Annotated in this window: 19 protein-coding genes; 10 read left to right on the top strand and 9 right to left on the bottom strand. The window is 71.8% G+C overall.

Annotated elements, in window-relative coordinates:
- Nucleotides 1–54 precede the first annotated feature (54 nt).
- Nucleotides 55–1,674 (top strand): amidohydrolase, encoded by a 1,620-nt coding sequence (locus C4T78_RS00985; protein WP_093346156.1) that lies wholly within the window; start codon nucleotides 55–57, stop codon nucleotides 1,672–1,674.
- Between the two features lie 59 nt (nucleotides 1,675–1,733).
- Nucleotides 1,734–4,142 (top strand): ATP-dependent helicase HrpB, encoded by a 2,409-nt coding sequence (gene hrpB / locus C4T78_RS00980; protein WP_093346160.1) that lies wholly within the window; start codon nucleotides 1,734–1,736, stop codon nucleotides 4,140–4,142.
- A gap of 7 nt (nucleotides 4,143–4,149) precedes the next feature.
- Here hrpB and C4T78_RS00975 read toward each other — a convergent pair whose 3' ends face one another.
- The 3 genes from C4T78_RS00975 to C4T78_RS36260 all read right to left on the bottom strand — a co-directional run bounded on the left by C4T78_RS00975 (nucleotide 4,150) and on the right by C4T78_RS36260 (nucleotide 6,864).
- Entirely contained in the window at nucleotides 4,150–4,755 is a 606-nt protein-coding gene (locus tag C4T78_RS00975) for a DsbA family oxidoreductase (RefSeq protein ID WP_093346163.1), read from the bottom strand.
- Entirely contained in the window at nucleotides 4,752–6,074 is a 1,323-nt protein-coding gene (locus tag C4T78_RS00970; RefSeq protein WP_218161490.1) for an amino acid permease, read from the bottom strand. Before C4T78_RS00970 ends, C4T78_RS00975 begins: the two co-directional genes overlap by 4 nt.
- Nucleotides 6,075–6,726: 652 nt before the next feature.
- Entirely contained in the window at nucleotides 6,727–6,864 is a 138-nt protein-coding gene (locus C4T78_RS36260; RefSeq protein WP_177247380.1) for a hypothetical protein, read from the bottom strand.
- Between the two features lie 355 nt (nucleotides 6,865–7,219).
- Here C4T78_RS36260 and C4T78_RS00965 point away from each other — a divergent pair, with 355 nt between their 5' ends.
- Nucleotides 7,220–7,429, top strand: a complete 210-nt coding sequence (locus tag C4T78_RS00965; protein ID WP_093346168.1) for a hypothetical protein — start codon at nucleotides 7,220–7,222, stop codon at nucleotides 7,427–7,429.
- A gap of 83 nt (nucleotides 7,430–7,512) precedes the next feature.
- Complete coding sequence (locus tag C4T78_RS00960) at nucleotides 7,513–8,178, top strand: peptidylprolyl isomerase (protein WP_093346172.1); 666 nt, start codon at nucleotides 7,513–7,515, stop codon at nucleotides 8,176–8,178.
- A gap of 25 nt (nucleotides 8,179–8,203) precedes the next feature.
- Here the strand turns inward: C4T78_RS00960 and C4T78_RS00955 are convergent, their stop codons facing one another.
- The gene (locus C4T78_RS00955) at nucleotides 8,204–9,655 is read right to left on the bottom strand and encodes a xylulokinase (protein WP_218161434.1); all 1,452 of its coding nucleotides are present in this window, start codon (nucleotides 9,653–9,655) and stop codon (nucleotides 8,204–8,206) included.
- Between the two features lie 167 nt (nucleotides 9,656–9,822).
- Here C4T78_RS00955 and C4T78_RS00950 point away from each other — a divergent pair, with 167 nt between their 5' ends.
- From C4T78_RS00950 to C4T78_RS00940, 3 genes are all read left to right on the top strand, one after another.
- Nucleotides 9,823–11,517, top strand: coding sequence for an ATP-binding protein (locus C4T78_RS00950; RefSeq protein WP_093346177.1), 1,695 nt, complete (start codon nucleotides 9,823–9,825; stop codon nucleotides 11,515–11,517).
- Nucleotides 11,518–11,572: 55 nt separating this feature from the next.
- Nucleotides 11,573–12,406: a class I SAM-dependent methyltransferase gene (locus tag C4T78_RS00945; RefSeq protein ID WP_093348347.1), complete on the top strand. Its 834-nt coding sequence runs from the start codon at nucleotides 11,573–11,575 to the stop codon at nucleotides 12,404–12,406.
- A gap of 496 nt (nucleotides 12,407–12,902) precedes the next feature.
- Nucleotides 12,903–13,697: a mechanosensitive ion channel family protein gene (locus C4T78_RS00940; RefSeq protein ID WP_093346179.1), complete on the top strand. Its 795-nt coding sequence runs from the start codon at nucleotides 12,903–12,905 to the stop codon at nucleotides 13,695–13,697.
- A 168-nt stretch (nucleotides 13,698–13,865) separates the two neighbouring features.
- On the opposite strand, the gene C4T78_RS00935 is transcribed toward C4T78_RS00940, so the two are convergent.
- The 4 genes from C4T78_RS00935 to C4T78_RS00920 form a co-directional block, all read right to left on the bottom strand.
- The gene (locus C4T78_RS00935; protein ID WP_093346182.1) at nucleotides 13,866–14,225 is read right to left on the bottom strand and encodes a hypothetical protein; all 360 of its coding nucleotides are present in this window, start codon (nucleotides 14,223–14,225) and stop codon (nucleotides 13,866–13,868) included.
- On the bottom strand, nucleotides 14,174–16,867 hold the full coding sequence (locus tag C4T78_RS00930; protein WP_093346185.1) for an ATP-binding protein: 2,694 nt from the start codon (nucleotides 16,865–16,867) through the stop codon (nucleotides 14,174–14,176). The genes C4T78_RS00935 and C4T78_RS00930 overlap by 52 nt, the downstream gene beginning before the upstream one ends.
- 174 nt (nucleotides 16,868–17,041) lie before the next feature.
- Entirely contained in the window at nucleotides 17,042–17,782 is a 741-nt protein-coding gene (locus tag C4T78_RS00925; protein WP_235862993.1) for an IclR family transcriptional regulator, read from the bottom strand.
- 70 nt (nucleotides 17,783–17,852) lie between these two features.
- Nucleotides 17,853–19,190: an MFS transporter gene (locus tag C4T78_RS00920; protein ID WP_093346190.1), complete on the bottom strand. Its 1,338-nt coding sequence runs from the start codon at nucleotides 19,188–19,190 to the stop codon at nucleotides 17,853–17,855.
- A gap of 239 nt (nucleotides 19,191–19,429) precedes the next feature.
- On the opposite strand from C4T78_RS00920, the gene C4T78_RS00915 reads away from it, so the two are divergent.
- Together C4T78_RS00915 and C4T78_RS00910 are read left to right on the top strand one after the other, a co-directional pair.
- The gene (locus C4T78_RS00915) at nucleotides 19,430–20,596 is read left to right on the top strand and encodes an acyl-CoA dehydrogenase family protein (RefSeq protein WP_093346192.1); all 1,167 of its coding nucleotides are present in this window, start codon (nucleotides 19,430–19,432) and stop codon (nucleotides 20,594–20,596) included.
- Between the two features lie 238 nt (nucleotides 20,597–20,834).
- Nucleotides 20,835–22,031 (top strand): CaiB/BaiF CoA transferase family protein, encoded by a 1,197-nt coding sequence (locus C4T78_RS00910; protein ID WP_093346195.1) that lies wholly within the window; start codon nucleotides 20,835–20,837, stop codon nucleotides 22,029–22,031.
- Here C4T78_RS00910 and C4T78_RS00905 read toward each other — a convergent pair.
- A complete protein-coding gene (locus C4T78_RS00905) occupies nucleotides 22,028–23,731 on the bottom strand; it encodes a right-handed parallel beta-helix repeat-containing protein (RefSeq protein WP_093346197.1) in 1,704 nt (567 codons plus the stop codon). The two genes, C4T78_RS00910 and C4T78_RS00905, sit on opposite strands and share 4 nt — an antisense overlap.
- Before the next feature lie 128 nt (nucleotides 23,732–23,859).
- Between C4T78_RS00905 and C4T78_RS00900 the strand changes: the two genes are divergently transcribed.
- On the top strand, nucleotides 23,860–24,696 hold the full coding sequence (locus tag C4T78_RS00900; RefSeq protein WP_093346200.1) for a TetR/AcrR family transcriptional regulator: 837 nt from the start codon (nucleotides 23,860–23,862) through the stop codon (nucleotides 24,694–24,696).
- Nucleotides 24,697–24,771: the final 75 nt, after the last annotated feature.

The following is a 24,771-nucleotide window of genomic DNA, read 5'->3' as shown; positions in this document are numbered from 1 at the left end:
CCGCGCGCCGGTCACCATCGCAGCGGAAACCCGAGACGGGGAAGCACGAAGGACATGTCCGAGACCACGTTGCTGCTCGGCGGACGAATCCACTCGCCCGTCGACGCCGCCGCCACGGCGATGGCCGTGACCGATGGCACCATCTCCTGGCTCGGTTCCGACGAGGTCGGCCGCGCGCTGCACCCCGATGCCGAAGTCGTGGACCTGGAAGGCGCGTTCGTCGCACCGGCGTTCGTGGACGCGCACGTGCACGCGACGTCCACCGGCCTGCTGCTCAACGGGCTGGACCTGACCGGCTGCGCCTCGCTGACGGAGTTCCTGCACGCGCTGCGCGACCACGTGGCCGAGTACCCGGGCGCGCTGGTGTGGGGCCACGGCTGGGACGAGACCTGGTGGCCGGAGCGCCGCCCGCCCACGCGCGAGGAGATCGACCGCGCCGCCGCCGGTGCGCCGGTGTACCTCTCCCGCATAGACGTGCACTCCGCGCTGGTGTCCACCGCGCTGGTGGACCGCACACCGCTGGCCCGCAGCGCCGAGGGCTGGAGCGATTCCGGCCCGCTGACCCGCGTGGCGCACCACCACGTGCGCCGCGCCGCGCGCGATTGCCTCGGTTCCGGGCAGCGCAAGGAAGCCCAGCTGGCGTTCCTGCGGCACGCCGCGTCGCAGGGCGTGGCCTGCGTGCACGAGTGCGCCGGGCCGGACATCTCCGGTGCCGACGACCTGGTCGACCTGCTCGCGCTCTCGGCGCAGGGCGGCGTTCCCGAGGTCATCGGCTACTGGGGCGAGCTCGGCGCGGTGGAGCGCGCCGCGGAGCTCGGTGCGCGCGGCCTTGCCGGTGACCTCTTCGTCGACGGTGCGGTCGGTTCCCGCACCGCCGCGCTGCGCGAGCCCTACACCGACGACCCGACCACCTCCGGGGTGCTCTACCTCGACGCGAACGCGGTGGCCGAGCACCTGGTGGCCTGCACCCGGGCCGGTGTGCAGGCCGGCTTCCACGTGATCGGCGATGCCGGCGTGGCCGAGGTCTGCGCGGGCTTCCGCAAGGCGGCGCAGGTGGTCGGCGTCCCGGCGCTGGCGAGCCTGCGCCACCGGCTGGAGCACCTGGAGATGGTGGACGAGCAGCAGGCCGCCGAGCTGGGCCGCTACGGCGTGGTGGCGTCGGTGCAGCCGGCGTTCGACGCGGCGTGGGGCGGCTCCGGCGCGATGTACGCGCGCCGCCTCGGCGTCCCGCGCGGCACCCGGCTCAACCCGTTCTCGAAGCTGGCCGCCAACGGCGCGCTGCTCGCGCTCGGCTCGGACGCCCCGGTGACGCCGGTGGACCCGTGGCGCGCGGTGCAGGCCGCAGTGCACCACCGCACCAGCGGTTTCGGCATCTCGCCGCGCGCGGCGTTCACGGCTCACACGCGCGGCGGCTGGCGCGCGGCGGGCATCGACGACGGCGTGACCGGCACCCTCGTGCCCGGTGCGCCCGCGACCTACGCGGTGTGGGACGCCGGTGAACTCGTCGTGGCGGCAACGGATTCGCGGGTGCAGCGCTGGTCCACCGATCCGCGTTCCGGCGTCCCCCCGCTGCCGGACCTCTCGCCGCAGGCGCCGATGCCGCGCTGCCTGCGCACCGTCCTGCGCGGGGAGACGATCTACACCCGCTCCCCGGAGGACGACGAGCTCGTCTGACCGCCGCCGACGGCGCGCGGCCCGCGCTGCTGGGCGGATGACTTCGGAGGCAGGTTGTGATGGACCGGGAACTTCCCGATCTGCCGGTGCGGGCGGTGCTCGACGACGTCACCGGAGCGCTGGCCGAGCGCGGGACCGCGGTCCTGGTGGCACCACCCGGCACTGGGAAGACCACGCTGGTCCCGCTCGCGCTGGCCGAGCAGGGCTTGCGGGTCGTGGTCGCCGAACCGCGCCGGCTTGCGGCGCGTGCCGCGGCGGAGCGCATGGCGGGACTGCTCGGCGAGGACGTGGGGCAGCGCGTCGGCTACTCGGTGCGCGGTGAGCGCCGCCGGAGCGGGCGCACCGTGGTCGAGGTGGTGACCTCGGGCCTGCTGGTGCGGCGGTTGCAGGGCGATCCCGAGCTGCCCGGCGTCGACGTGGTGATGCTCGACGAGTGCCACGAACGCCACCTGGACGCCGATCTGCTGCTGGCGCTGCTGCTCGACGCGCGCGCCGGGCTGCGCCCGGACCTCCGGTTGCTGGCGACGTCGGCGACGGTCGCCGCCGGTCGCGTCGCCGAGCTGCTCGGCGACGCCCCGGTCATCGAAGCGCACGTTCGCACGCACCCGGTGCGCACCGCGCACGTGCCGCCCAACCGCGGTGAGCGGATCGAGGCCTGCGTCGCGCGGGCGGTGCGCACGGCGTTCGCGGAGCAGGACGGCGACGTGCTGGCCTTCCTGCCCGGTGCGGCCGAGATCCGCCGGGTGGCGGGGAACCTGGCCGGGTCCGATGTGGACGTTCTGCCGCTGCACGGGAGATTGCCGCGGTCGGAGCAGGATTCCGCGCTGCGGGTGGGGAAGCGGCGCCGGGTGGTGCTGGCGACGGCGGTCGCCGAGTCGAGCCTGACGGTGCCGGGAGTGCGGGCGGTGGTCGACTCCGGCCTGGCGCGGGTGTCGCGCGTGGACAACAGACGGGGGCTGTCCGGCCTGGCCACGGTGCGGGTTTCGGCGGCGGTCGCCGACCAGCGCGCCGGTCGCGCCGGGCGGCAGGGGCCGGGCGTGGTCTACCGCTGCTGGCCGGAGCACGAGCACAGCACCCTCCCGGCTTATCCGGAGCCGGAGGTCCGCACCGCCGAGCTGACCCGGCTGGCGCTGGAACTGGCGTGCTGGGGCACGCCGGACGGTTCGGCGCTGGAGTGGTGGGACGAGCCGCCGACCGGTGCGCTCGCCGCCGGCCGTGAGGTCCTGCGCGGGCTCGGCGCCCTGGACGCCTCCGGCGCGGTGACCGACCGTGGCCGCCGGATGGCCGAGCTCGGCCTGCACCCGCGGCTGGCCCGCGCGCTGCTCGACGGGTCCGAGCGGGCAGGCACCGACATCGCGGCGGAAGTGGTCGCGCTGCTCGACAACGACGCGTTGACCAACGACGTCGACGTGACCACGGCCCTGACCGGACTGCGGCGCGGCGGGCCGGGCAGCGACCGGTGGCGCAAGGAGGTGCGCAGGCTCCGCTCGATGGTGCCCGCGCATCGCGGGAACGGTGATGCCGCGCTGGTCGTCGCGCTCGCGCAACCGGAGCGCCTGGCCCGCCGTCGCGACGCCGAGTCGAACGTGTACTTGATGGCCTCCGGGACTGCCGTGCAGCTGCCGACCGGTTCGAGCGTGCGCGGATCGGAGTGGCTGGCCATCGCGGTCGCCGACCGGACGCCCGGCAGCGCCCACGGCACCGTCCGCCTGGCCGCCCCGGCGGACGAGCAGCTGGCGCGCGCGGCCGCACCCGCGCTGGTCAGCACCACCGACGAGATCGGCTGGGTGGACGGCGACGTGCGCGCGTTCCGCGTCGAGCGGATCGGCGCGATCGCGTTGAACCGGCGGAAGATCAGCGATCCCGATCCGGCCGAGCTCCGCCGCGCGCTGCTGGACGGCTTGCGGGAGGAAGGCCTGGAACTGCTGAACTGGAGCGACGACGCCCGACGGCTCCGGCAGCGCCTGGGCTTCCTGCACGACGCGCTCGGCGATCCCTGGCCCGCCACCGACGACGAATCCCTGCTGGCCTCGGTGGACGACTGGCTGGGGCCGGAGCTCGGCAGCGCCCGCCGCCGCGCGGACCTGCGGATCCCGGCGGCAACCGCCCTGCGCCGCCTGATCCCCTGGTCGGTGGCCGGGCGCTTGGACGAGCTGGCCCCGGACCGCATCGAGGTGCCCTCCGGTTCCCGGATCAAGGTCGACTACACCGACCGGCCGACGCTCCCGGTGAAGCTGCAGGAGGTCTTCGGCTGGACCGAAGCGCCGCGCATCGCCGACGGCCGGATCCCGCTGGTCCTGCACCTGCTGTCCCCGGCGGGGCGCCCGGCGGCGGTCACCTCGGACCTGAAGTCCTTCTGGGCCAACGGTTACCACCAGGTCCGCGCTGAACTCCGCGGCCGCTACCCGAAGCACCCGTGGCCCGAGGATCCCACCGCAGCCACCCCCACCCGCCGCACCAAGCGCTGAAAGCGCGTCAGCGGGGGATGGTGGTGTGCTTGTACTCGTTGAGGTCGGGATAGCCGGTCAGCAGGCCGAGGACCTTCTCGACCGCGGTGATCGACGGTTGGGGGTCCGCGCCTGCCGGGGCTCGGGTCATCAGGCGGACGAAGACGGCCTGGTCGTCGGCGATGAAGGTCGGCACGCCCCAGACGTCGTGGGAGGACACGAAGCGCTCGTGCTCCGCGCGGACCTGCTCCAGCGCCGCTCCGCTGTCGATGAGCTCGAACACCGCGTCGGCGGGAACGCCGTGGTCGGTGAGGACGCGGGCCACCACCGAGCGGTCCTCCAGGTGCAGGCCCTCGTCGTGGCGGGCCGCGAACAGCGCTCGGTGCACCGCCGGGAACTGCTGCGGGTACTCGTCGCGGACCACGACACCCGCCTGCAGCGCGACGATCCCGCTGTCCTGACCGGGTTCGTCCCACACGCTCGGGCCGTCTTCGACGTGCGCCTGGCCGAGCGAGAACGGCAGGTAGCGGACCTGCCAGTCAGCGCCTCCGGCCAGACCGGTGAGCAGGTGCTCGTGCGCGTTGCGGGCGAACGGGCACCGGTAGTCCCAGGTGACTGCGAACGTGGACGTCATGGTTTCTCAACACCTCCGGTCGGGCTCGTTGTTCCGCGGCGGCGGAACTCGTAGCCGGTGAGCACCACCGCCAGGGTCACCAGGCTCAGCCAGAACTGCGAGCGCGTTCCCGGCAGGACCGCCATCGCCGCGATCACCACGAGCATCAGGGCGATGGTCAGGTAGCTCAGCCACGGGAACAGCCACATCTTCAGCGGCAGCTGCGCCGGATCGGTCCGGTTGCGCAGGCGGACCTGGGAGATCGCGATGATCAGGTACACGAACAGCGCCACCGCGCCGTAGGAGTTGACCAGGAAGGCGAAGACCAGGTCGGGGGAGACGTAGGCGGCGATCACCGACAGGTAGCCGACGACGGTGCCGGCCAGCAGCGCGCGGCGCGGCACACCGCTGCGGCTGAGCTTGGTGAGCCCGCTCGGCGCGTCGCCTCGCCGGGTCAGCGCGAAGAGCATCCGCGAGGAGGTGTAGAGCGCGGAGTTCAGGCAGGAGAGCACGGCGGTCAGCACGATCGCGTTCATGATCGTGCTCGCGCCCGGGACGTGCAGCGCCCGCAGCACCGCCGCGTACGGGCTGACCTCGATCTCCGGGGAGTTCCACGGCACCACCGCGACCACGACCAGCACCGAGAGCACGTAGAAGGCGACCACTCGCAGGATGATCGAGCGCATCGCGTTGGCGACCGCGCGGCGCGGTTCGGCCGATTCCGCCGCGGCGATGGTGACGATCTCCGCCCCGGTGTAGAACGCGACGCACGGCACCACCGCGACCAGCACGGCACCGATGCCGTGCGGGGCGAACCCGCCGTGCGCGGTGAGGTCGCCGAGGCCGCCCGGAGCGCTCGGCCACAGGCCTGCGACGGCCAGCGCGCCGAGGAACAGGAAGACCACGATCGCGGCGACCTTGATGGAGGAGAACCAGTACTCGAACTCGCCGTAGGAGCGCGCCGACACCAGGTTGGTCAGCGTCAGCGAGGTCAGCAGCACCAGGCTGATCAGCCACAGCGGCACCTCCGGCAACCACAGCTGCACCAGCTTGCCCCCGGCCACCGCCTCGACGGCCACCACGATGACGAAGAAGTACCAGTACATCCAGCCCACTGCGAAACCCGCGCGCTCGCCCAGCGCCTCGCGGGCGTAGGCGTAGAAGGAGCCGAGGGCGGGGCGGGCCACCGTCATCTCGGCCAGCATCCGCATGATCAGCACGGTCAGCACGCCCGCGATGAGGAACGAGATCACCGCCGCCGGGCCGGTCGAGCCGATGACCACGCCGCTGCCGACGAACAGCCCGGCGCCGATCACCCCGCCGAGGGCGATCAGGCTCATGTGCCTGCGTTTCAAGCCCTGGGCGAGACCTGCGGTGTCGACTTCGGGCGCGTGCGGAGAAGGCATGGTGGATCCTCGAGGTGCGGGAGCGGGTGGCGCGGAGGCGTCACGCGCGACACGCGGCGCTGGTGATGCGGCACGTGTCGACGTGCAGCCGTGCCACCAGGAGCACTGATCTCGGGACCACGGCGCGGAATGCTACGCGGACGACGGCCCGCGGCGAGCCCGTCCCACATGCCGGACGGTCACCCCGGAGGACGTCGCGCCCAGGTTGTCCGGTTCCGCGTGGGAACGCGAATGCCGTTGCACCCCAAGGAAAACAGCGGGGTGTGGAAACGCGCATTGAACCAACACCGGAAGGGCGGCAGAGCAATGCCTTTCGTCCCCGGTAGCCGGAACGCAGCTGCGGGGCGCGATCTTTCGCAGGGGCCGCGGTGGAGCCGCGCTATGCCAGGTCGGTGCGAACCCGGATGCATCTCGCTCCGTTTCCGCTGTTCAGGACCCGTGAGTGTTTCGGGGTGCTATAGCACCCCAAAGCGCTCACGGGCGACCACCTGCGGAAACGGGGCTGCCGACGGCGATCGGCGCGCGGTCGGCGCCGCGCCGCCCGGTGGGGCGCCGACCGCGCACGAAATCGACCGGGGGCGGGTGGTCAGTCGTAGCCGCGGATGACGTGGTCTTCGTCGTGCACTTCTGCGGGCGGTTGCGGGGTTTTCGCTTCCGGGCTCGGCTGGGCGGTGTCGTGCGGGGTGGTCGGCGCGGTCGGGCGTTGCGCGGTCTGGAGCGGCACGGGTCTCCTTCGGGCCGGACACGTTCGTTGCGGAGAACGGTACGGCGGGTGGCCGTGCGGCGAGTTTGTGCTGAACGACGAAGTTCGGTGCGCGACTTGTGGGGGCGGACAAGCGGAACGCTGCGGTCTCGCGGGCGCGAGCGTCCGATCGGGGCCCTCCTGTCAGAACTTCTCCGGCTATCGAACATTCACTTACAGCTAGTTTCAGCAGGTGGAGGCGGTCTGAGTCGCCCATATACCGGCTATTTCAAAGTCACTTGGTTGTTGACGTGGGGAGCTGTTCGCGGTTACGGTGCGGATCTGGCGAGGCCGGTCGGCCTCGCGCCGGACCGTTGTTCCGAAGAGGTGGTGGGAGATGGCAGCGCGATCGCAGACCGACGCGGTGGGACCGTCCACGGCAGAGCCGTCGCTGACCTGCGCGATGGCGGCCACCTTCCTGGACGAGATCTACCGGAACCTCGACGAGACCTACGCCTCGCTCGGGCTCGCCCGCTGGAACCAGCCACCGGCGCAAGCCCTCTGGGAGGCCCGCAACCTGCCGCCCGCGGAGACCACCGCCGCCTGAAGCCCCGGACGCGGCCGCGAAGCACGCGCCGACTCGTCCGTTCGCCGGTGTGGCAGGTCCGTGCGGGTGATTAAGTTCGGCGCATGAAGTTGCGCTGGTTCGCTGGAATCTTCGCGGTCGTGCTGGCCGCCACCCCCGTCGCAGTCGCGCAGGCCGAGTCGCCGCGCCCACCGCACCGCACGACGTGCGAGTTCATCCCGACGCCGGAGAACCCGGCGGCCCGCGAGGTCGACCCGCCCGGGGAGAAGGCGAAGGCCAAGGGCACGGTGCGGGCCGAGATCGAGACCAACCGCGGTGACGTCCTGGTCGAGCTGGACCGCGCGAACGCGCCGTGCGCGGTGCACAACCTCGTGCACCTGGCGCGCAGCGACTTCTACGACCGGTCCCGCTGCTGGCGGCTGACCGATTCCGAGCGGCTCGGCGTGCTGCAGTGCGGTGACATCTGGTCGGTGGAGAAGGGCGGTCCCGGCTACCGGTTCGCCGACGAGGTGACCGGTGCCGAGACCTACCCGCGCGGCACCATCGCGATGGGCAACCAGGGCCCGGACACCAACGGCAGCCAGTTCTTCATCGTCCACTCGCACGCCAACATCAAGCCCGCCTACACGGTGCTGGGCCGCGTCCTGCGCGGCATGGACGTCCTGGACGAGATCGTCGCGGGCGGCATCGTCCCGGGCGAGAACGGCGACCCGGGCGACGGCGAACCGGCTCTCCCGGTGGAGATCGAGAACATCAAGATCCGCGGCTGACGCCCGCAGCTGGCGCAGCACGCGTTCACGGCGTGCTGCGCCAGGCGGTGAGGTGCGCGTGGATGCCGCGCAGGGCTTCGTGGGACTCGCGGTACGCCTCGAACAGCGGGTTCAGGCGGTCGGCGTCGGCAGCGGGCGTGAACACGCGGTCCACCGCGACCGTTGCCGCCGCCGCTGTGGCGATGTCCGGGTAGGTGCCGGTGCCCACGGCTCCCAGCAGGGCCGCACCGAGGACGGCGCTGTCGTGCACGCGCAGTCGCTCCACCGGGCGCTGCAGCACGTCGGCGTGGATCTGCGTCCACAGGTCGCTGCGCGCGCCGCCGCCGGAGAATGCCAAGGACGGCAACGGGAATCCGCACGCGCGCTCCACCGGCCCCAGCACGTGCCGCGCCGACATCGCCACGCCCTGCAGGACCGCCCGGGACAGATCTGCCCGCGTGGTCGCCGAATCGAGGCCGAAGAAGCTCCCGCGCACCTCGGAATCCCACAGCGGTGCGCGCTCGCCCATCAGGTGCGGGGTGAAGATCACGCCCGGCCGACCCGCTTCCGCCGAGGCCAGCACCTCCTCGACGTCGAGCCCGGAAACGCCGCACCACCAGCGAAGTGCGTCACCGGCCGCCTGCGTCGGCCCGGCGTGCACGAAGAGCCCGTCCTTCGGCGGGAAGCTCACGACTTCCGGCACCGGCACCGACTCGGCGGACGCACCCGCCACCACCAGCGACGTTCCGCACGACACCATGCCGCGCCCCGGCTCGGTGGTGCGAGTGCCGAACACCGCGCTGTAGGCGTCCATCGTGCCCACGACGACCTCGGCGCCGAGCTCGGTCGCGGGCCCCAGCACCAGTTCGGGAGCGGCGATCTCGGGCAGCTTGCCCAGCAGACCGTCGACCAGCTCGACCGCTTCGCGGAGGTAGCCGGTCGGGCCTGCGACGCGGACGGCGGAGAGCTGGTCGGTGGCGATCCGCCCGGTGAGCTTGGCGATGACGAAGTCCTTGGGGCTCAGCACCCACCGCGTCCGCGCCCACAGCTCGGGTTCGGTGCGGGCGAACCACTCCGCGCGGGAGCCGACGAAGGAGGCGTCCAGCACGATCGGGCCGCCCCAGATGCGCTTCTTGTCCGCCGCGGTCAGCCGGTCGTCGAGTTCCCGGGCAACTCCGGCGCAGCGCTGGTCCTGCCAGATGATCGCCGGGGCCAGCGGGCGCAGCTGGTCGTCGGTGAAGACGTGGGTGTTGACCTGGCTGACCACGCCGATCGAGCGGACCGCGTTCGCCTCCAGCCCGGCGAGGACGGCCCGGATGCCCGCCGCGCAGCCCCGCCACCAGTCCATCGGGTCCTGCTCGGCCCAGCCCGGCTGCGGGCGGTGGATCGGGTACGCCTCGGTGTGCGCGGCGACGAGGGTGCCGTCCAGTTCGAAGGCGGCCACCTTCACGGCGGTGGTGCCCACATCGATGCCCAACATCATCGCTGGTCGTGCCATGCACAAACATCTACCACGCCCGCTGAGCGATCTTCCGGCGCCGGACGTCGGTGGTCGTGCACCGGGAGGGGCGCCCGCAGTCCGGGCGACCTCCGAGGTTCCGCCACCGGCACCGCCGCGCAGGACGAGTGTGGAATCACTTTCATCTAGGATCGTTCGAAAAAGGCATGCCCGGAGATGGGGGCGGCATGGTCGAGGAATCCGGGACCCGCAACGAGCAGAGCGGTACCGTCAACGGCCCGGTGGCGCAGGTCGGCGCGGTCCACGGAGGCATCCACTTCAACACGCAGGCAGGGGAGCGGTTGGCGCCGGGGCAACTGCCGCCGGACATCGCTACTTTCGCCGGGCAGGCCGACGAACTCGCGGCGCTGCACGCCATGGTGGGCGATTCCGCTCGGGTGGCGGTGATCTCGGGAGCGCCCGGCGTCGGCAAGACGGCCTTGGCCGTGCACTGGGCGAACCAGGCCGCCCAGGACTTCCCGGACGGGCAGCTGTACGTGAACCTGCGCGGTTCGGATGCCGGGGACTGGCCGGTGAGCCCGACCGAGGTGCTGCGGAGCTTCCTGGAGGCGATGGGCGAAACGCGGATTCCGGCCGACGTGGCCGGGCGGTACCGCACCCTGCTGGCGAAGAAGCGGGTGCTGGTGGTGCTCGACGACGCCCGCGATCTGGCGCAGGTCCGCCCGCTGCTGCCCGGAGGCACCACCGCGTTCGTCGTGGTGACCAGCCGGAACCAGTTGACCGGCCTGATCGCCGACGGCGCTCGGTCGCTCCCGCTGGACGCGCTCGGCGCAGCGGAGTCCCGCGAACTGCTCGCACGCGCTCTCGGCGAGGAGCAGCTGGCCGGCGAACCGCGAGCGGTGGACGAGGTGATCGCGCTGTGCGCGGGATCGCCGCAGGCGTTGAGCACCGTTGCCGCGCACGCCGCCGGCACACCGATCGCCGTGCTGGCGCGGGAACTCGGTGAAGTCCTCGCCCCGCCGGGTGTCGGGAGCTGGTCGGAGCGGATGGCGTCGGTGCTCGACTGGTCCGCGCGGCGGTCGGCGACGCCACCGGCCTGGAAGGACCGCGTCGCCGGGCTGGGCTGGTTGGGCAACCGGAACGCCCTGTACGCGGCGGCCGTCGCTGCCTCGGTCACCACCGTGATCACCTACACCGACGTGATCGCCGCGTCGAGCTTCTTCGGGCTCGGCTACCTGCTGATCAGGTTCGCCCTGCTGCTGGTGGGTCTGGTGTGGTTGGAGCGCGACGGCGCTCGCGGGGCGACCGGTGCGGGCCTGGTCGTCGGAACCGCGGTCTTCTTCGCGGTGGATTCGCTTACCTCGCTGCACGGGGCAGCGACGGTCTGGGCGTGGTTGTACTTCTTCGCGGTCATCGCCTTCACCGCTGCGCTGGCATCGCGCCTGGCCCCGCTGCGCCGGGTGTTCCGCCGGAGGCGGCTCGTGCGGCCCAGCGGTCGGCCGCTGGCCTACGTGGTGCTGGGTGCGGTGGCGGTGCAGTTCGTGCTGCTGTTCGCCGGACTTCCGCTGGAGTACGGCAGCACGACCGTCATCGCCGGACTGGGCGCGCTGGGAGCACTCCTACCGGTGGTGTCCATCGGCGGCCTGTGCGCTGCGGTGGCGCTGACCGAGGTGAGCGACCGGGAGGAGCGGAGCCTCGCCGGAGCGGTCGTCGTGGCCTACCACGGCCCCGAAGTCCTGCTCATCCTGAGTTCTCTGCTGCTCGGCACCCAGTTCACCTACCTAGGTGGTGGTTACTGGGCGACTGGCGTGGAATTCGCGGCCTGGACGGTGTTCGCAGTGGCTCAAGCGGTTCTGGCCGCGGCTTCGGCGGGTGCGACGCTGGCACTGCTGCGCCGATGAGCCTCGTGCGCGAGCTGTGTGCGCGCTGTGTGCGCGGGTCGGCAGCCTGCGCGGCATGGAGATCGTGAACGAACACCAGGCAGAGGCGTGGAACGGCTACGAGGGGCAGCACTGGGCGGACAACAGGGACCGCTACGACCGGATGCTCGACGACAGCACCGGGCTCCTGTTCGAGGTGGCCGCGATCGAGCGCGCGCACCGGGTGCTCGACATCGGTTGCGGCACCGGCAGGACGACCCGGACTGCCGCGCACCGGGCGGCCCACGTGCTGGGCGTGGACCTGTCCGCGCCGATGCTGGAGCGCGCGCGGGCCGCGGCGGCCGGTGAGGGGCTGGCGAACGTGACGTTCGAGCAGGGCGATGCGCAGGTGCACGCCTTGCCGACCGCGCACTTCGACGTGGCCATCAGCCGGGGCGGGATCATGTACTTCGCCGATCCGGTAGCCGCTTTCGGCAACATCGGCGGCGCGCTCAAGCCAGGCGGCCGCCTGGTCTTCGGCTGCGGGCGTGACGGCGAGAACGTGCTGGACGTGGTCTGGGCGGCGATGGGTGCGCACGTTCCGCTGCCGGATCCCGCCGAGGACACCGCGCCGGGGCCGGTGAACTTCACCGACGGCGACCGGATCCGGGAGGTGCTGGTGGCGGCCGGGTTCCACGACGTGGTGCTGCGGGAGGCCGCCTCGGACTTCGTGCTCGGCAGCGATGCCGACGACGCGGTGGACTTCGTCTTCGGCATGGGCCCGGTCCGCTTCTGGTTGCGCGACGCCGACGGCGGCGCGGTCGGCAAGGCGCGAGAGGCGGTCGCGGCCGCGCTGCGACCGCTGGAAGGGCCGCGCGGTGTCCGGGGCAGCGTGCCGGGCTGGGTGGTCTCGGCGGTCTGGCGGCCCTGAGCGGCGGATCGGGAGCCCGAAGGTTGCCGTCCCCTTACCGCGTATGCGGGCAATGGTGTGCTGGGGTGCGGGAAGAAGACGACCAGCCGCCCGCACTCCGGCACCTGCCCGGACGGAAGCAAGCGCCGCCAGCACAACTGTCCACGTACCGCACCGGGTGTGGGAAAATGTCCGCCGACATGGCGAGATGGACAACGCGCTTCGCGCCTTCACCGTCGTGCGGCTCTCGGATCCCGCCGAGGCCATCACCGCCGCCCGCCCCTAGGTTGCCGACCGTCCTGCCGAAGCCGGTCGGGAGATCAACGAGCGCGAAGGCCGCCAGCAGGCCGCGAACCAGCAACGCGCAGCGAGCGGCGAAAGGATCGTTCTCCGAGGCACCACGTCGCAGGCGAGGGGTCGTGATCCCGACGGCTGCCTCCTTCCCAGCTCAGACGGTCCCGTTTGGCCGATCCCTAATCGGGGGAGCCTGGGACGGAACCGAGGGAAGGGGGTAGGCATGTCTCTCGCCCAAGCACCAGGAGGAATCGTCCAGACTCTGCTCAGCGGTTTGCAGACTCTCATCCAATTCATCCCGGTTCTGATCGGCGCGCTGGTGATCCTGCTGATCGGCTACATCGTCGGGAAGCTGTTGCAGAAGGGAGTCGCGAAGCTGCTGCAAAAGTCCGGGGTCGACCGGAGGATGCAGGACACGCAGGTCGGCGGCTGGCTCGAGCGGGGCGGCAGCGGGCTGACGGTCTCCCGGCTGACCGGTCGGGTGGTGTTCTGGCTGGTCTTCATCTTCTCCCTGGTGACCGCGATCGGGGCGCTGGGGATTGCATCCGTGACGACGTTCATGAACCAGGTCCTCGCCTACCTGCCGAACGTGATCGCCGCTATCGCCATCGTCGTGGTCGCCGGTCTCCTGGCGGGCGCGGTCGGCGGACTCGCGCGCCGCACCATGGGGCAGACCCCAACCGGCAGAGTGGTCGCCGCGGCAGGCCCGGCCCTGGTCATGGGCATCGCCGTGTTCATGGTGCTCACGCAACTCGGCATCGCGCCGGAGATCGTGATGATCACCTACACGGCCATGCTCGGTGCGCTCGCTCTCGGGCTCGCGCTGGCCTTCGGCCTCGGTGGCCGGGAGATCGCCGCGGAGATGCTCCGCACCGGCTACCGAAAGGCGCAGCGGGATCAGCAGGTCGAAGCCGAACGGGAACGCACGGCGGCCCCGTCCGGCGACACGGGCTGGAGCACCACACCCGCCGGCACCCAAGCCGACACACCCAGACCAGCGTCAACAACCGACATTTGATCGCTAGATCCCCGGTCGGTCAACGGCCGGGGATTCCGAGAAGACGGGCTCTTGGCTCGGCGCGAGCCCGGCCGGCGACTGGTCGGACCAGGGCGCGCCGAGGCATGGTCACCACGTGCGCCGCTCCGGCGAGCAAAGATGCCGGACAGCAGCAGGGCAGCGCCTTCGTCATGACGCCCCGAATCGCGCACGGCAGTTGATGTTCGCTTCGACGAGAGTGAGTGCCTCGGCCCTGCCGAGCGCGCGGCCCCGGGCGTAGGCGGATTCGTCGCTCAGCGCTGCGCGCAGGGATCGCGTGTCGGGATCGGTGGGGTCCGGAGCACCGCGGAGGGCCTCAGCGGCGCCGAGGACTTCTGCGGCGCTTGCGCCCTCGTGGTGGCGCAGGCGGGCTACCGCGACGGCGACCGTCGCCACCAGCGGCATGTCCAGCGTCGCTGAAGCCGTCGTGAAGGCTTCGGCGAGCTGAGCGCGCGCCGTCAGCAGGTCGCCTGTTGACACCGACAGGTTGCCGAGCGCGCAGTCGAGCATGCGCGGAGCGGTTCGTGCTTCGGGATGCCGATCGACCGGTAGAAGTCCGCCGCTGCCGCGAAGTCCCCGTCGTGGCGCGCCAGATCGCCGAGCGCCAGCCGGGCGTGCACCGCGGCGGTCGGGTGGGTTCCGAGCAGCTCGTGCAGTCGTGCTCGCGCCTCGGCCACCGCTCCCTTCCGGTGCAGGACCTGGGCCAGCCAAACTCCTTCCAGCACAGCGGGTTGTGCGGGATCGAGCTCGCGTCGCAACCGGATCGACTCCACCAGCGCGGCCTCGGCGCGGTCTAGATCGCCGAGCGCCAGTTCCGCGTAGCCGAGCGAGGACAGCGCGGTGGAGCGGGCCCAGAGCTCACCGCAGCGGCGGAACGCCTCCGCCGCGCTCACCAGTGCCGGGCGCATCGCGTCCAGCCCGCCGTTGTTGGCGTGGTGGAAGGCGCGGAGCAGGTGCGCCATCGCCTGCGTCCACTCGTCCTGGTGCGACAGCGGTGCCGCGGCTTCCGCGCGGTCGGTGGCCAGTGCCAGCGCAGCGTCCAGCAGTGCACCGACCGGGTGCTGCGGTGCGCGCTGGAGTGCAGTCGGGTCGAAACGGGCGCGGTCGGCGTTGCCGGCGAGCACGGCGTTGAGCAGGTACCAGACCGCCCCGGACGCGGTGCCGACCGCGAAGCGCAGCCGCTCAGCGGCTTCGGCGTGCATGCCACGGCAGGTCCACAGCGGACCCAGTTGGGCGGCCAGCCGGATCGCCAGGTCCCGGTCTTCGTCGAGCGCGAACCGCAGCGCGTCCAGCAGGTTGGTGTGCTCCGCGCCGATCCGCCGCAGCCAGGCGGGTTGCCGCTCGTCGCGGCTCGACGCCTCCTGCGACTCGGCGAATTCGCAAAGGTAGCGGGCGTGCGCGGTCCGGGCGGCGGGCGATTCGCCGGACGCCGAGAGTCGTTCGAGGCAGTACTCGCGGATCGTCTCCAGCATCCGGTAGCGCTCGCCGACCCGCTGCACCAAGGATTTCTCGACCAGCGCGGTCAGCGGTTCGACACCGCACACCGCTTCGGCGGCCTCCAGCGTGAAGCCGCCGCTGAACACCGCGAGCCACTGCGCGCAGCGAGCTTCTTCGGCGGTGAGCAGCTCCCAGCTCGCGTCCACCACCGCGCGCAACGTGCGGTGGCGGGGGAGAGCGGTGCGGCTGCCGCCGGTCAGCAGCCGGAAGCGGTCGTCCAGCCGCGCGGCGAGCTGCTCGACCGTCAGCGTGCGCAGCCGGGCAGCGGCCAGCTCGATGGCCAGCGGCAGCCCGTCCAGCCTGCGGCAGATCTCGGCCACGGCCGCCGAATTCTCCGCGGTGACCGCGAAGTCCCAGCGCGCAGCCCTGGCCCGGTCGGCGAACAGCCGCACCGACGGGCAGTCCACGTCGGCCGGGGCGTCGGCGGCGGGCAGGTCGAGCGGCTGGACTGCGAACAGCACCTCGCCGTCGATGCCGAGCGCTTCGCGGCTGGTGGTCAGCACCCGCAGGCGCGGGCAGCGGCCGAGCAGCTCGGCGGCGCAGGCGGCGACCGCCTCCACCAGGTGCTCGCAGTTGTCGAGCACCAGCAGCGCCTCGGTCGCGGTGAGCCCTTCGACGATCCGGTCCATCGCGGGCCGGGTTCCGCGCAGGCCGAGCGCCTCGACGATCGCAAGCGGAACCGCGGCCGGGTCGGTGACCGGTGCGAGTTCCACAAGCCAGGCATCGGTTTCGGCCGCCTCGGCGATCGCGGACGCCAGCCGGGTCTTGCCCGAACCGCCCGCGCCGACCAGCGTCACGAGCCGCGCCCCGGCCAGCTGCTCACGGATCTGCGCGCATTCCCGCTCCCGCCCGACGAAGCTGGTCACCGCGGCCCGGAGATTGCTGCTGCGGCGCTTCGCCGGTTCGCCGCGCAGCACCGTCAAGTGCGCCGCCGCCAGTTCGGGGCCGGGCTCGGTGCCGAGTTCCTCGATCACGTTCCGGCGAACGGAATCGAAGTGGCGCAACGCGGCAGCGCTCCGGCCGTCGGCGTGCAGCGCGCGCATCAGCAGCGCACTGGCCCGCTCGCGCAGCGGGTGTTGCGCGGCCAGCTCCGCCAGTTCTGCGGCGAGCGCGGCGGGATCCCGGTTGAGCTGGAGCTCGGCGGCCGCCCGGTCCTCGGTCGCCGACAACCGCAGCTCGGTCAGGCGAACCGCGGCAGCGACGGCGTACGGCGCGTCTCCTGCGTCGGTCAGCGCTTCGCCCCGCCACAGACCCAGCGCGTCCCGCAACAGTTCAGCGGCCACCGACGGCTCATCCCGGCCGAGCGCGCGGCGGCCTTCCGCCGCCAGCCGCTCGAAGCGCAGCACGTCCACGCCGTCCGGCTCGATGTCCAGCCAGTACCCGGAATCCGCCGACCGCAGCACGGATTTGTCCGGCAGTGCCCGCCGCAGCCGGGTCATGAGCGAGTGCAGCGCGTGCTGCGGATCGTCCAGCTCCTGCTCGGGCCACAGCGCCTCCACCAGCGCGGGCACCGGAACCTGCCGCCCGGCCTCCAGCGCGAGCCTGCTCACGACGGCGCGCAACCGCTTCCCGCCGATCCGGACGGCGACCCCGCCCGAGACGACCTCCAGCGGCCCGAGCAACCCCACGCGCAGCCGAGCCGGGGTGTCCGCCATCTAGCCCTCCGCCGAGAAGAGACCGGTGCGGCCAACCTACCTCGGCTCCGTTTTCGCAGTTCAGCTCCCGTGAGTGTTTTGCGGGGCCATGGCACCCCAAAGCACTCACGGGCCACCACCTGCGGAAACGGTGACGGGGAAGGCGATTTCGCGCGGAGTCCCGAGCTGTCGGACTCAGACGCGGCCGGCGAGGTGTTCGGAGACTTCGTGCGCCGCGGCCTTGGTCGCTTCGGCGATCTCGGTGATCTTGTCCGCCAGGCGGCTGCTCGGGCCCGCCACGGCGATCGCCGCGGCCACCTTGCCCTTCTCGAAGATCGGCGCTCCGACACCGCTGCGGTCCGGGAGGGTTTCGCCGCGGTTGATCGCCACTCCCGCCTCGGCGACCTCTTCGAGCTGGCGGCGGATCTGCTCGCGCTGGTCCGGGTCGGACAGGTGCCCGGCCAGGTAGCCCTCGCGGAACCGCTCGGTGCCGAAGGCGAGGATGCACTTGCCGGAACTGGTCGGGTGCAGCGGGCGGCGGGTGCGCAGCGGGGCGGAGTAGCGGATCGGCTCGGTGGACTCGATGGCGTCGGTGTAGACGACCGAGTCGCCGACCAGGGTGGCCAGCATGACGGTTTCGTCGAACTGGCGGTGCAGCCGCTCCATCGCCGGGCGGGCGGCTTCGGCGACGGTGGGCGGCGCGGCGGCCAGCAGCGAGTTGATCGCCGGCCCGATCCGGTACGCGCCGCCCTCCTCTCGCAGGTAGCCGGTCACGACGAGGCCCTTGACCAGGCCGTGCACCGACGAGCGCGGGGCGTCCAGCGCGGCGGCCAGCTCGGCCAGCCGCACTCCGGACCGGTGCGCCGCCGCCAGTTCGAGGATCGTGGTGACCCGCGAGACCGTGCGGTGCGCCTTGGCTGCTCCAGCAGGTGGCACTGCGCTCCCCATCGTCGATGCACACGGTTTTCGCCGACGAACCTACCGCCGCCGCCGCGCCCGAATCCGGTCAGGTCCGCTCGGCGACCTGCTGCTCGGCACGGGATTCCAGCCGCCTCGCCTGGTCGAAGAGCGCACCCACCCCGATGAACGCGGCCCCGGCGACGAACATCAGCGACACGGCCCAGGTGCCGTGACCGGGAGTTGCGGTGACCAGGGCGAGCGCGGCCAGCGGAGCCAGCCCGCCGGAGAACGCACCGCCGACCTCGCGGCCGGTGCCCAGCCCGGACGCCCGGGTGCGGGTCGGGAACTGCTGGGAGAGGAACGCGCCCTGCGCGCTGAGCATGGCTGGCACCACGATGCCGGTGGCCAGCACCAGCGCGGCCCAGATCAGCACGCGCTGCCCCGAGTCCAGCATCCAGAAGAACGGGAAGGCCAGCGCGGCGGTGGCCACCGCGCCCACCATCACCACGGTCTTGGCACCCACCCGGTCGCAGAGCCGGCCGGCGATCGGCACCGTGATGATGGCGCAGGCGCTGGCCAGCGTGATGCCGAACGAGCCGACGTTGGCGGGCACGTCGCGGAACTCGGTGAGGTAGGACAGCGAGAAGGTCTTGAACACGTAGCTGACGCCGTTGTAGCCGACGGTGATCGCCAGCACCACGGCCAGCCCGCGCCAGTCCGAGCGGATCAGCGACCGCAGCGGCTGGGACTTCTTGCGGGCGCTGGCCTCGCGCGCCTCGCGCTCGAACTCCGGCGTCTCCGGCATCTGCCTGCGCACCCAGAAACCCAGCGCCACCAGGGCGAAACTGGCCACGAACGGGATGCGCCAGCCCCAGCTGTAGAGGAACTCCTCGTCGAAGCTGGTGAGCACGGTGACGGTGAGGGAGGAGGCGAACAGTCCGATGTTGACGCCCAGCGCAGGTAGCGAACCGAGGCGTCCGCGGGACTTGGCGTCGGCGTGCTCGTAGGCGACCGCGATCGCGCTGCCGAGCTCGGCGCCGGCGCCCAGGCCCTGCAGCAGGCGCAGGACGACCAGCAGCAGCGGCGCGAGCAGGCCCACCGATTCGTAGGTCGGCAGCAGGCCGATCAGCCCGGAGGAGATGCCCATCAGCAGGAAGGTCACCGACAGGACCATCTTCCGGCCGAACTTGTCGCCGAGCACCCCGAAGACGATGCCGCCGAAGGGCCGGGCGAGGAAGCCGACGGCGAAGGTCGCCATCGCTCCCAGGGTGGCGGTGGTGGGGTCGCCGGACGGGAAGAACAGGCGGCCGAAGACCAGCGCGGCCATCGACGCGTAGAGGTAGAAGTCGAACCACTCCAGGGCCGAGCCGATCACCACGGCGGGCCCGACCGCCTTGCGTGAAGCCGGATCTGGGGGTGCCGGGGCAGCGCTGCCAAGCGTCATCGCTCAAGTCCTCTTCGCCGGTGATCGTCGCGCGGCTGCGCGGGGAACCCGCTCGCAGCGGGAAGGAAAGCGTTCATATATGGGAACGCGGTGTCGTAAGTGTGAATCTAGGAAGTGAACGGCGTCACTGTCAAGGCTTGACGGCGGCTTGACAGGGCGGGCCCGCGGGGATCAAGGTGTTCATATATCTGAGCCTTAGTTCGTAAATACGAACGCTGTGCCTTCGGGAGGACCACGCCATGCACTTCGAGCTGACCGCGGACCAGACGGCCCTGCGGGCCGGTGCGCGCGAGCTGGCCCGCAGCTTCTCCGACGAGTACTGGGCCGAGTGCGACGCGGCGGGTCGCTTCCCGTGGGAGTTCTACAACGCCTTCGCCGAAGGCGGCTGGCTGGGCATCGCCATCCCGGAGCAGTACGGCGGCGGCGGGCTCGGCATCCTGGAAGCGGCGCTGCTGCTGGAAGAGGTCGCGGCCTCGGGCGCCGGGATGAACGGCTGCAGCACCATGCACCTGACCATCTTCGGCCTCAACACCATCGTCAAGCACGGCAGCGAGCAGCTCCGGCAGGAAGTGCTGCCCGCCGCCGCGGACGGGTCGCTGCACGTGTGCTTCGGCGTCACCGAACCCGACGCGGGCACCGACACCACCCGGATCTCGACCTTCGCCCAGCGCGTCGACGGCGGCTACCTGGTCAACGGCCGCAAGGTGTGGATCACCAAGGCGGGCGACTCGCAGAAGATGGTGCTCATCGCCCGCACCACCCGGCGCGAGGAGGTCGAGCGCCCCACCGACGGGATGTCGCTGTTCCTGATCGACATCGACCCCGAGCACGTGCAGCTGAGCCCGATCCCGAAGCTGGGCCGCAACGCGGTCTCCTCCTACGAGGTGGTCATCGACGACCTGTTCGTGCCGGAGAGCGCCCGGGTCGGCGAGGAGGGCAAGGGATTCCGGTACCTGCTCGACGGGCTCAACCCGGAGCGGATCCTGCTGGCCCACGAAGCGCTCGGCATCGGCCGCGCCGCGCTGGACCGCGCGGTGCGCTATGCCAAGGAGCGCGTCGTCTTCGACCGGCCGATCGGTCAGAACCAGGGCATCGCGTTCCCGCTGGCGGAGGCGGTCACCCGGCTCGACGCCGCCGAGCTGATGGCCCGCAACGCGGCCTGGCGCTACGACCAGGGCCTGCCGTGCGGGCGCGAGGCGAACATGGCCAAGTGGCTGTGCGCCGACGCCGGGTTCACCACCGCCGACCAGGCGATCCAGACCCACGGCGGCATGGGCTACGCCCGCGAGTACCACGTGGAGCGCTACTTCCGGGAGTCCCGCATCCTCCGCCTGGCCCCGGTGAGCCAGGAGATGGTGATGAACTACGTGGCCACCCACGTCCTCGGCCTCCCCAAGTCGTACTGACCAGAACCCCGCACTGTGCGATCCCGTCGCAATTTCAATGGAAATCAGACGTGCGATTTCAATTGAAGTTGCGGATCGTCGGCGTGTCGCCCCACGACATGCCGACGGTTGTGGATGACTCCCCGCGATTTCAATGGAAATCGGACACCTGATTTCCATTGAAATCGCGGAACCGCGCCAGCGGGGAGTCCGCTGAACGTCAACCGGTAGTGGAAGTTCCGAGCGAACAGGACGGTTCATGAACGCATCCGAACCCACCGGCAGCCTGCGGGGCATCCGCGTCCTCGACCTGTCGCGGATCCTGGCAGGCCCGCTGTGCTCGCAGATGCTCGCCGACCACGGCGCCGAGGTGATCAAGGTCGAACCGCCGGCGGGCGACGACACCCGCAGCTGGGGCCCGCCGTTCGTCACCGGGACCATGAGCGCCTACCACACCGGGATCAACCGCAACAAGTCCAACATCTGCCTGGACCTGACCACCGCGGACGGCCAGCGGCTGCTGGGCGAGCTGCTGGCCGACGCGGACGTCGTGGTGGAGAACTTCAAGGCGGGCACGCTGGCGAAGTGGGGCTATCCCGACGAGGTCATCGCCGCGCGCTTCCCCCGGCTGGTGCACTGCCGGATCACCGGGTTCGGCACCGACGGGCCGATGGGTTCCACGCCCGGCTACGACGCGATCCTGCAGGCGTACGGCGGATTGCTGAGCATCAACGGCGAGAAGTCCGGGCCACCGCTGCGGGTCGGCGTGCCCATCGTGGACATGGTGACCGGCATCTACGCCTTCTCCGGAGTGCTGCTGGCCCTGCACGACCGGCACACCTCCGGCCGCGGGCAGCTGGTGGACTGCACCCTGCTGGACACCGCGGTCTCGCTGCTGCACCCGCACTCCGCCGCATGGCTGGCCTCGGGGGTGCTCCCGCAGCGCACCGGCTCGGCGCACCCGTCGATCGCCCCGTACGACACCTTCGACGCGGCGGACGGGCCGATCTTCATCAGCGGCGGCAACGACCGCCAGTTCCGCGCCATGGCCGAGGTCCTCGGCCTGCCCGAGCTCACCGAGGACCCCCGCTTCGCCACCAACGCCGACCGCGTCGAGCACGTGGGCGTGCTGCGCGACCTGCTGGCCGCACCGATCAGCGCCCGGACCAGGCAAGACCTCGCCCAGGCGCTGCTGCGGCGCGGTGTGCCCGCGACCCCGGTGCACGACGTCGGCGAGGCGTTGACCGATCCGCAGGTGCTGCACCGGGAGATGGTGGTGGAGAAGGACGGCTACCGGGGCACCGGGATCCCGGTCAAGCTCGGCCGGACTCCCGGCAACGTCCGCACCGCGCCGCGCGAGCAGGGCGCCGACACCAGGCGGATCCTGGCTTCCCTGGGCTACCCCGAGGACGAGATCACGGCGCTCATCGAAGCCGACATCGCCCGCACCACCTAGCGGATCCGGCCCGCGCGATCCCGGATGTGCGCGGTCGCGCTCCGCAGCCGGTCCTCGTCGGCGATCGTGGTGTTGCCCTCGTAGGTGACGCCGTCGGGGACCGAGTCGCTGCCGAGCGGGTCGGCGTCCCAGAAGTTGTTGCGGTAGCGGACGTTCTCCAGCGGCGGGCTGACGTGGAGGACCGCGGTGCTGTCGGCCCGGACGACCACGTTGCCCTCCACCGTCACCCAGGAAGCGCCGTAGTCGGTGTAGAGGCCGAAGTTGTACGGGGTCAGGGTGTCCTCGATGACGTTGCCACCGACCGTCGCGCCGCTGTCGTGGGAATCGCCCTGCGGGCCGGACACGTAGATACCGCCGCCGTCGGCCAGCGCGCCCATGGTCTTCGTGACGAGGTTGCGCTCGATGCGGGTTCCGGCGCCCGCGCCCGCGACGATCCCGCAGTGCGGCACGTCGGTGACGTGGTTGTGGGCGACGGTGCAGCCGGTCGTGCCCGCGAGCGAGATCCCCGGTGAGCCCGAGTGCTCCAGGCCGATCCGCCGAACCAGGTTGTCCTCGACGAGAACCTGCCGGCTCCCGCTGATCGAGATGCCGGCGCCGCCGAGGGCGTCGAAGTCGCACCCGCGCACGGTGATGTCCGAGCCGCCCGAGGTGCTCAGGCCGGTGGCGCCGAGGCGGGTGAAGCGGCATCCCTCGAACCGGATCCCGGTCGCGTCGTCGAGCACCACGCCTGCGGGGACCGTCTTCGTGTGCGACGGCACGGTGACCCACGACCTGCCCTCCACCACGACCACCTCCTCGACGCCGCCGCCGTCGTAGAAGTCGTTGCCGTGGTAGTGCAGGAATCCCCGGTCGCCACCGGGCCGCAGCCACGTGGCGTCCGCGAACACCAGCCCGCGGAAGGAGATCTCGCGGGCGCCCTTCGCGTGCAGCAGCGCTTCCAGGACGGGCGCTACGACGCGGGTGCGCTGCGGGTCCTCATCCGGTCGCGGGCGGTAGTGCAGGACGTGCTGTCCCGGCCGGGATCGGTCCAGGACGAACGTTCCGGGCTCGGTGAGGAAGGCGAGATCGTTCTCGACCCGGGTCGGCAGGCCGGGGCCGTCCATCACCTCCCCGTCCCACGCGGAGCGGTAGAGCTCGAGCGCCCAGCCGAAGGCGGGCTGCCGCATGCTGATCGCGGTGGAGTCGCCGTCGGGCGCCACTGCCGCGACGCCGCACCGCGCCTCCGTCCAGGGGTAGACGCCGCGGTAGACGAACTCGACCCCGGGCTGCCAGGCCAACGGCTCGCGGCTGTCGGTGACGTACCCGAAGGGCGTTCTGCGCGCCTCGCCGGGAATTCCGTCGATGCCCGCGCGCTCCGCCCGCCGGCCGTCGGCGTGGAGCTGGCGGGTGTCCAGGTCGCCGACCTCCGCGCGCCAGACGCCGTCGTGCACCTGCCAACCGGAGATCTCCCGGCCGCCGCTGACGACGGCCGTCTCCTGATCGGCGGTGCCGTAACCGCGCGCCTGGAAGGTGATCCGGCGGTCCGCCGGGTCGAGGGCGAGGGGTTCGGCCAGGACGTGGGTGCCGGCCCCGAGGTGGACGATGACCTCGCCGGTCGCCTCGCGGGCGGCGAGGCGGGCCCGGTCGATCGTGGCGAAGGGCTCATCCGGAGTGCCCGGGGCGGAGTCGTCGCCGGTGGGGGAGACGTGTAGTTCGAGCACGATTCTGCGATCTCCTTGTTTATGCCATAAACTCGTCCGGAGAGTAAAGCACGTTCCCGGTGCGGAACCGGCGGGGGTTGCCGGGGCCGCATCCGGCGGGGCGGGATCCTGGAAGGGGGAGGTGGCCGATGGCGCAGGGCGGAGTGGCCGATCCCGATCGCGGGATCGAGCTGTTGTGGCGGGACGGCGGGTCGCGGACCGGGCTGAGCCTGGAGCGGATCGTGGGCGCGGCGGTCGAGGTGGCCGATGCCGACGGGCTGGCCGGGCTGTCGATGCGCAAGGTGGCCGAGCGGCTGGGCTTCACCAGCATGTCGCTGTACCGGCACGTGCCCGGGCGGGATCAGCTCGTGGAGCTGATGCGCGATGCGGTGCTGGCGGAGCTGGGCTCCCCGCCTGCCGGGGGCGGGTGGCGCCCGCGCCTGGAGGCCTGCGCGCGCGAGAGCTGGGAGCTGTGCAAACGGCATCCGTGGTTGGCCGGGACGAGCGGCAGCCGCAGCTTGCCGGGGCCGAACGCGGTGGCGCACTACGAGCGCCTGCTCGGCATCCTCGCCGGTACCGGCCTCGCCCCGGCCGAGGTGGTCGCTGCGGTGGACCTGGTCGACCGCTTCGTCAACGCCGAGGCGGTGGCGCTGGCGGAGGTCGCTCGGGCCGAGCGCAGCAGCGGGATGACCCACGAGGAGTGGTGGGGCGCCCGGGGATCGCTGTTCGACCGCCTCGACCGCTTCCCGGTGATCACCGCGCTGTGGGAGGCGGGCGGGTACGACGAGCCGCTGGACTCGTTCGAGTTCGGACTGGCCAGGGTGCTCGACGGCATCGAGCTGCTCATCCGCAGTCGTGATGAAAAGCGTGATGAAACCTGTCGGGTGTGTGGTGAGCCGGTCGAGCAGCCGTCCGCGGGACGTCCGCGCGCGTACTGCTCGCGGGCCTGCCAGCAGCGGGCCTACCGGCAGCGCAAGTCCGGCTGACACCGGCGCGCGGATGACAATTGTCAGCCGCGTCAGGTGGGCTTGCTTCACTACTGGGCAGATCTCCGGCCGAGC

It is taken from the genome of Saccharopolyspora kobensis, from assembly GCF_900108315.1.
Lineage (GTDB): Bacteria > Actinomycetota > Actinomycetes > Mycobacteriales > Pseudonocardiaceae > Saccharopolyspora > Saccharopolyspora kobensis.
Note: the sequence above shows the minus strand (reverse complement) of the source record. Positions and strands in the feature narration are given on the sequence as shown.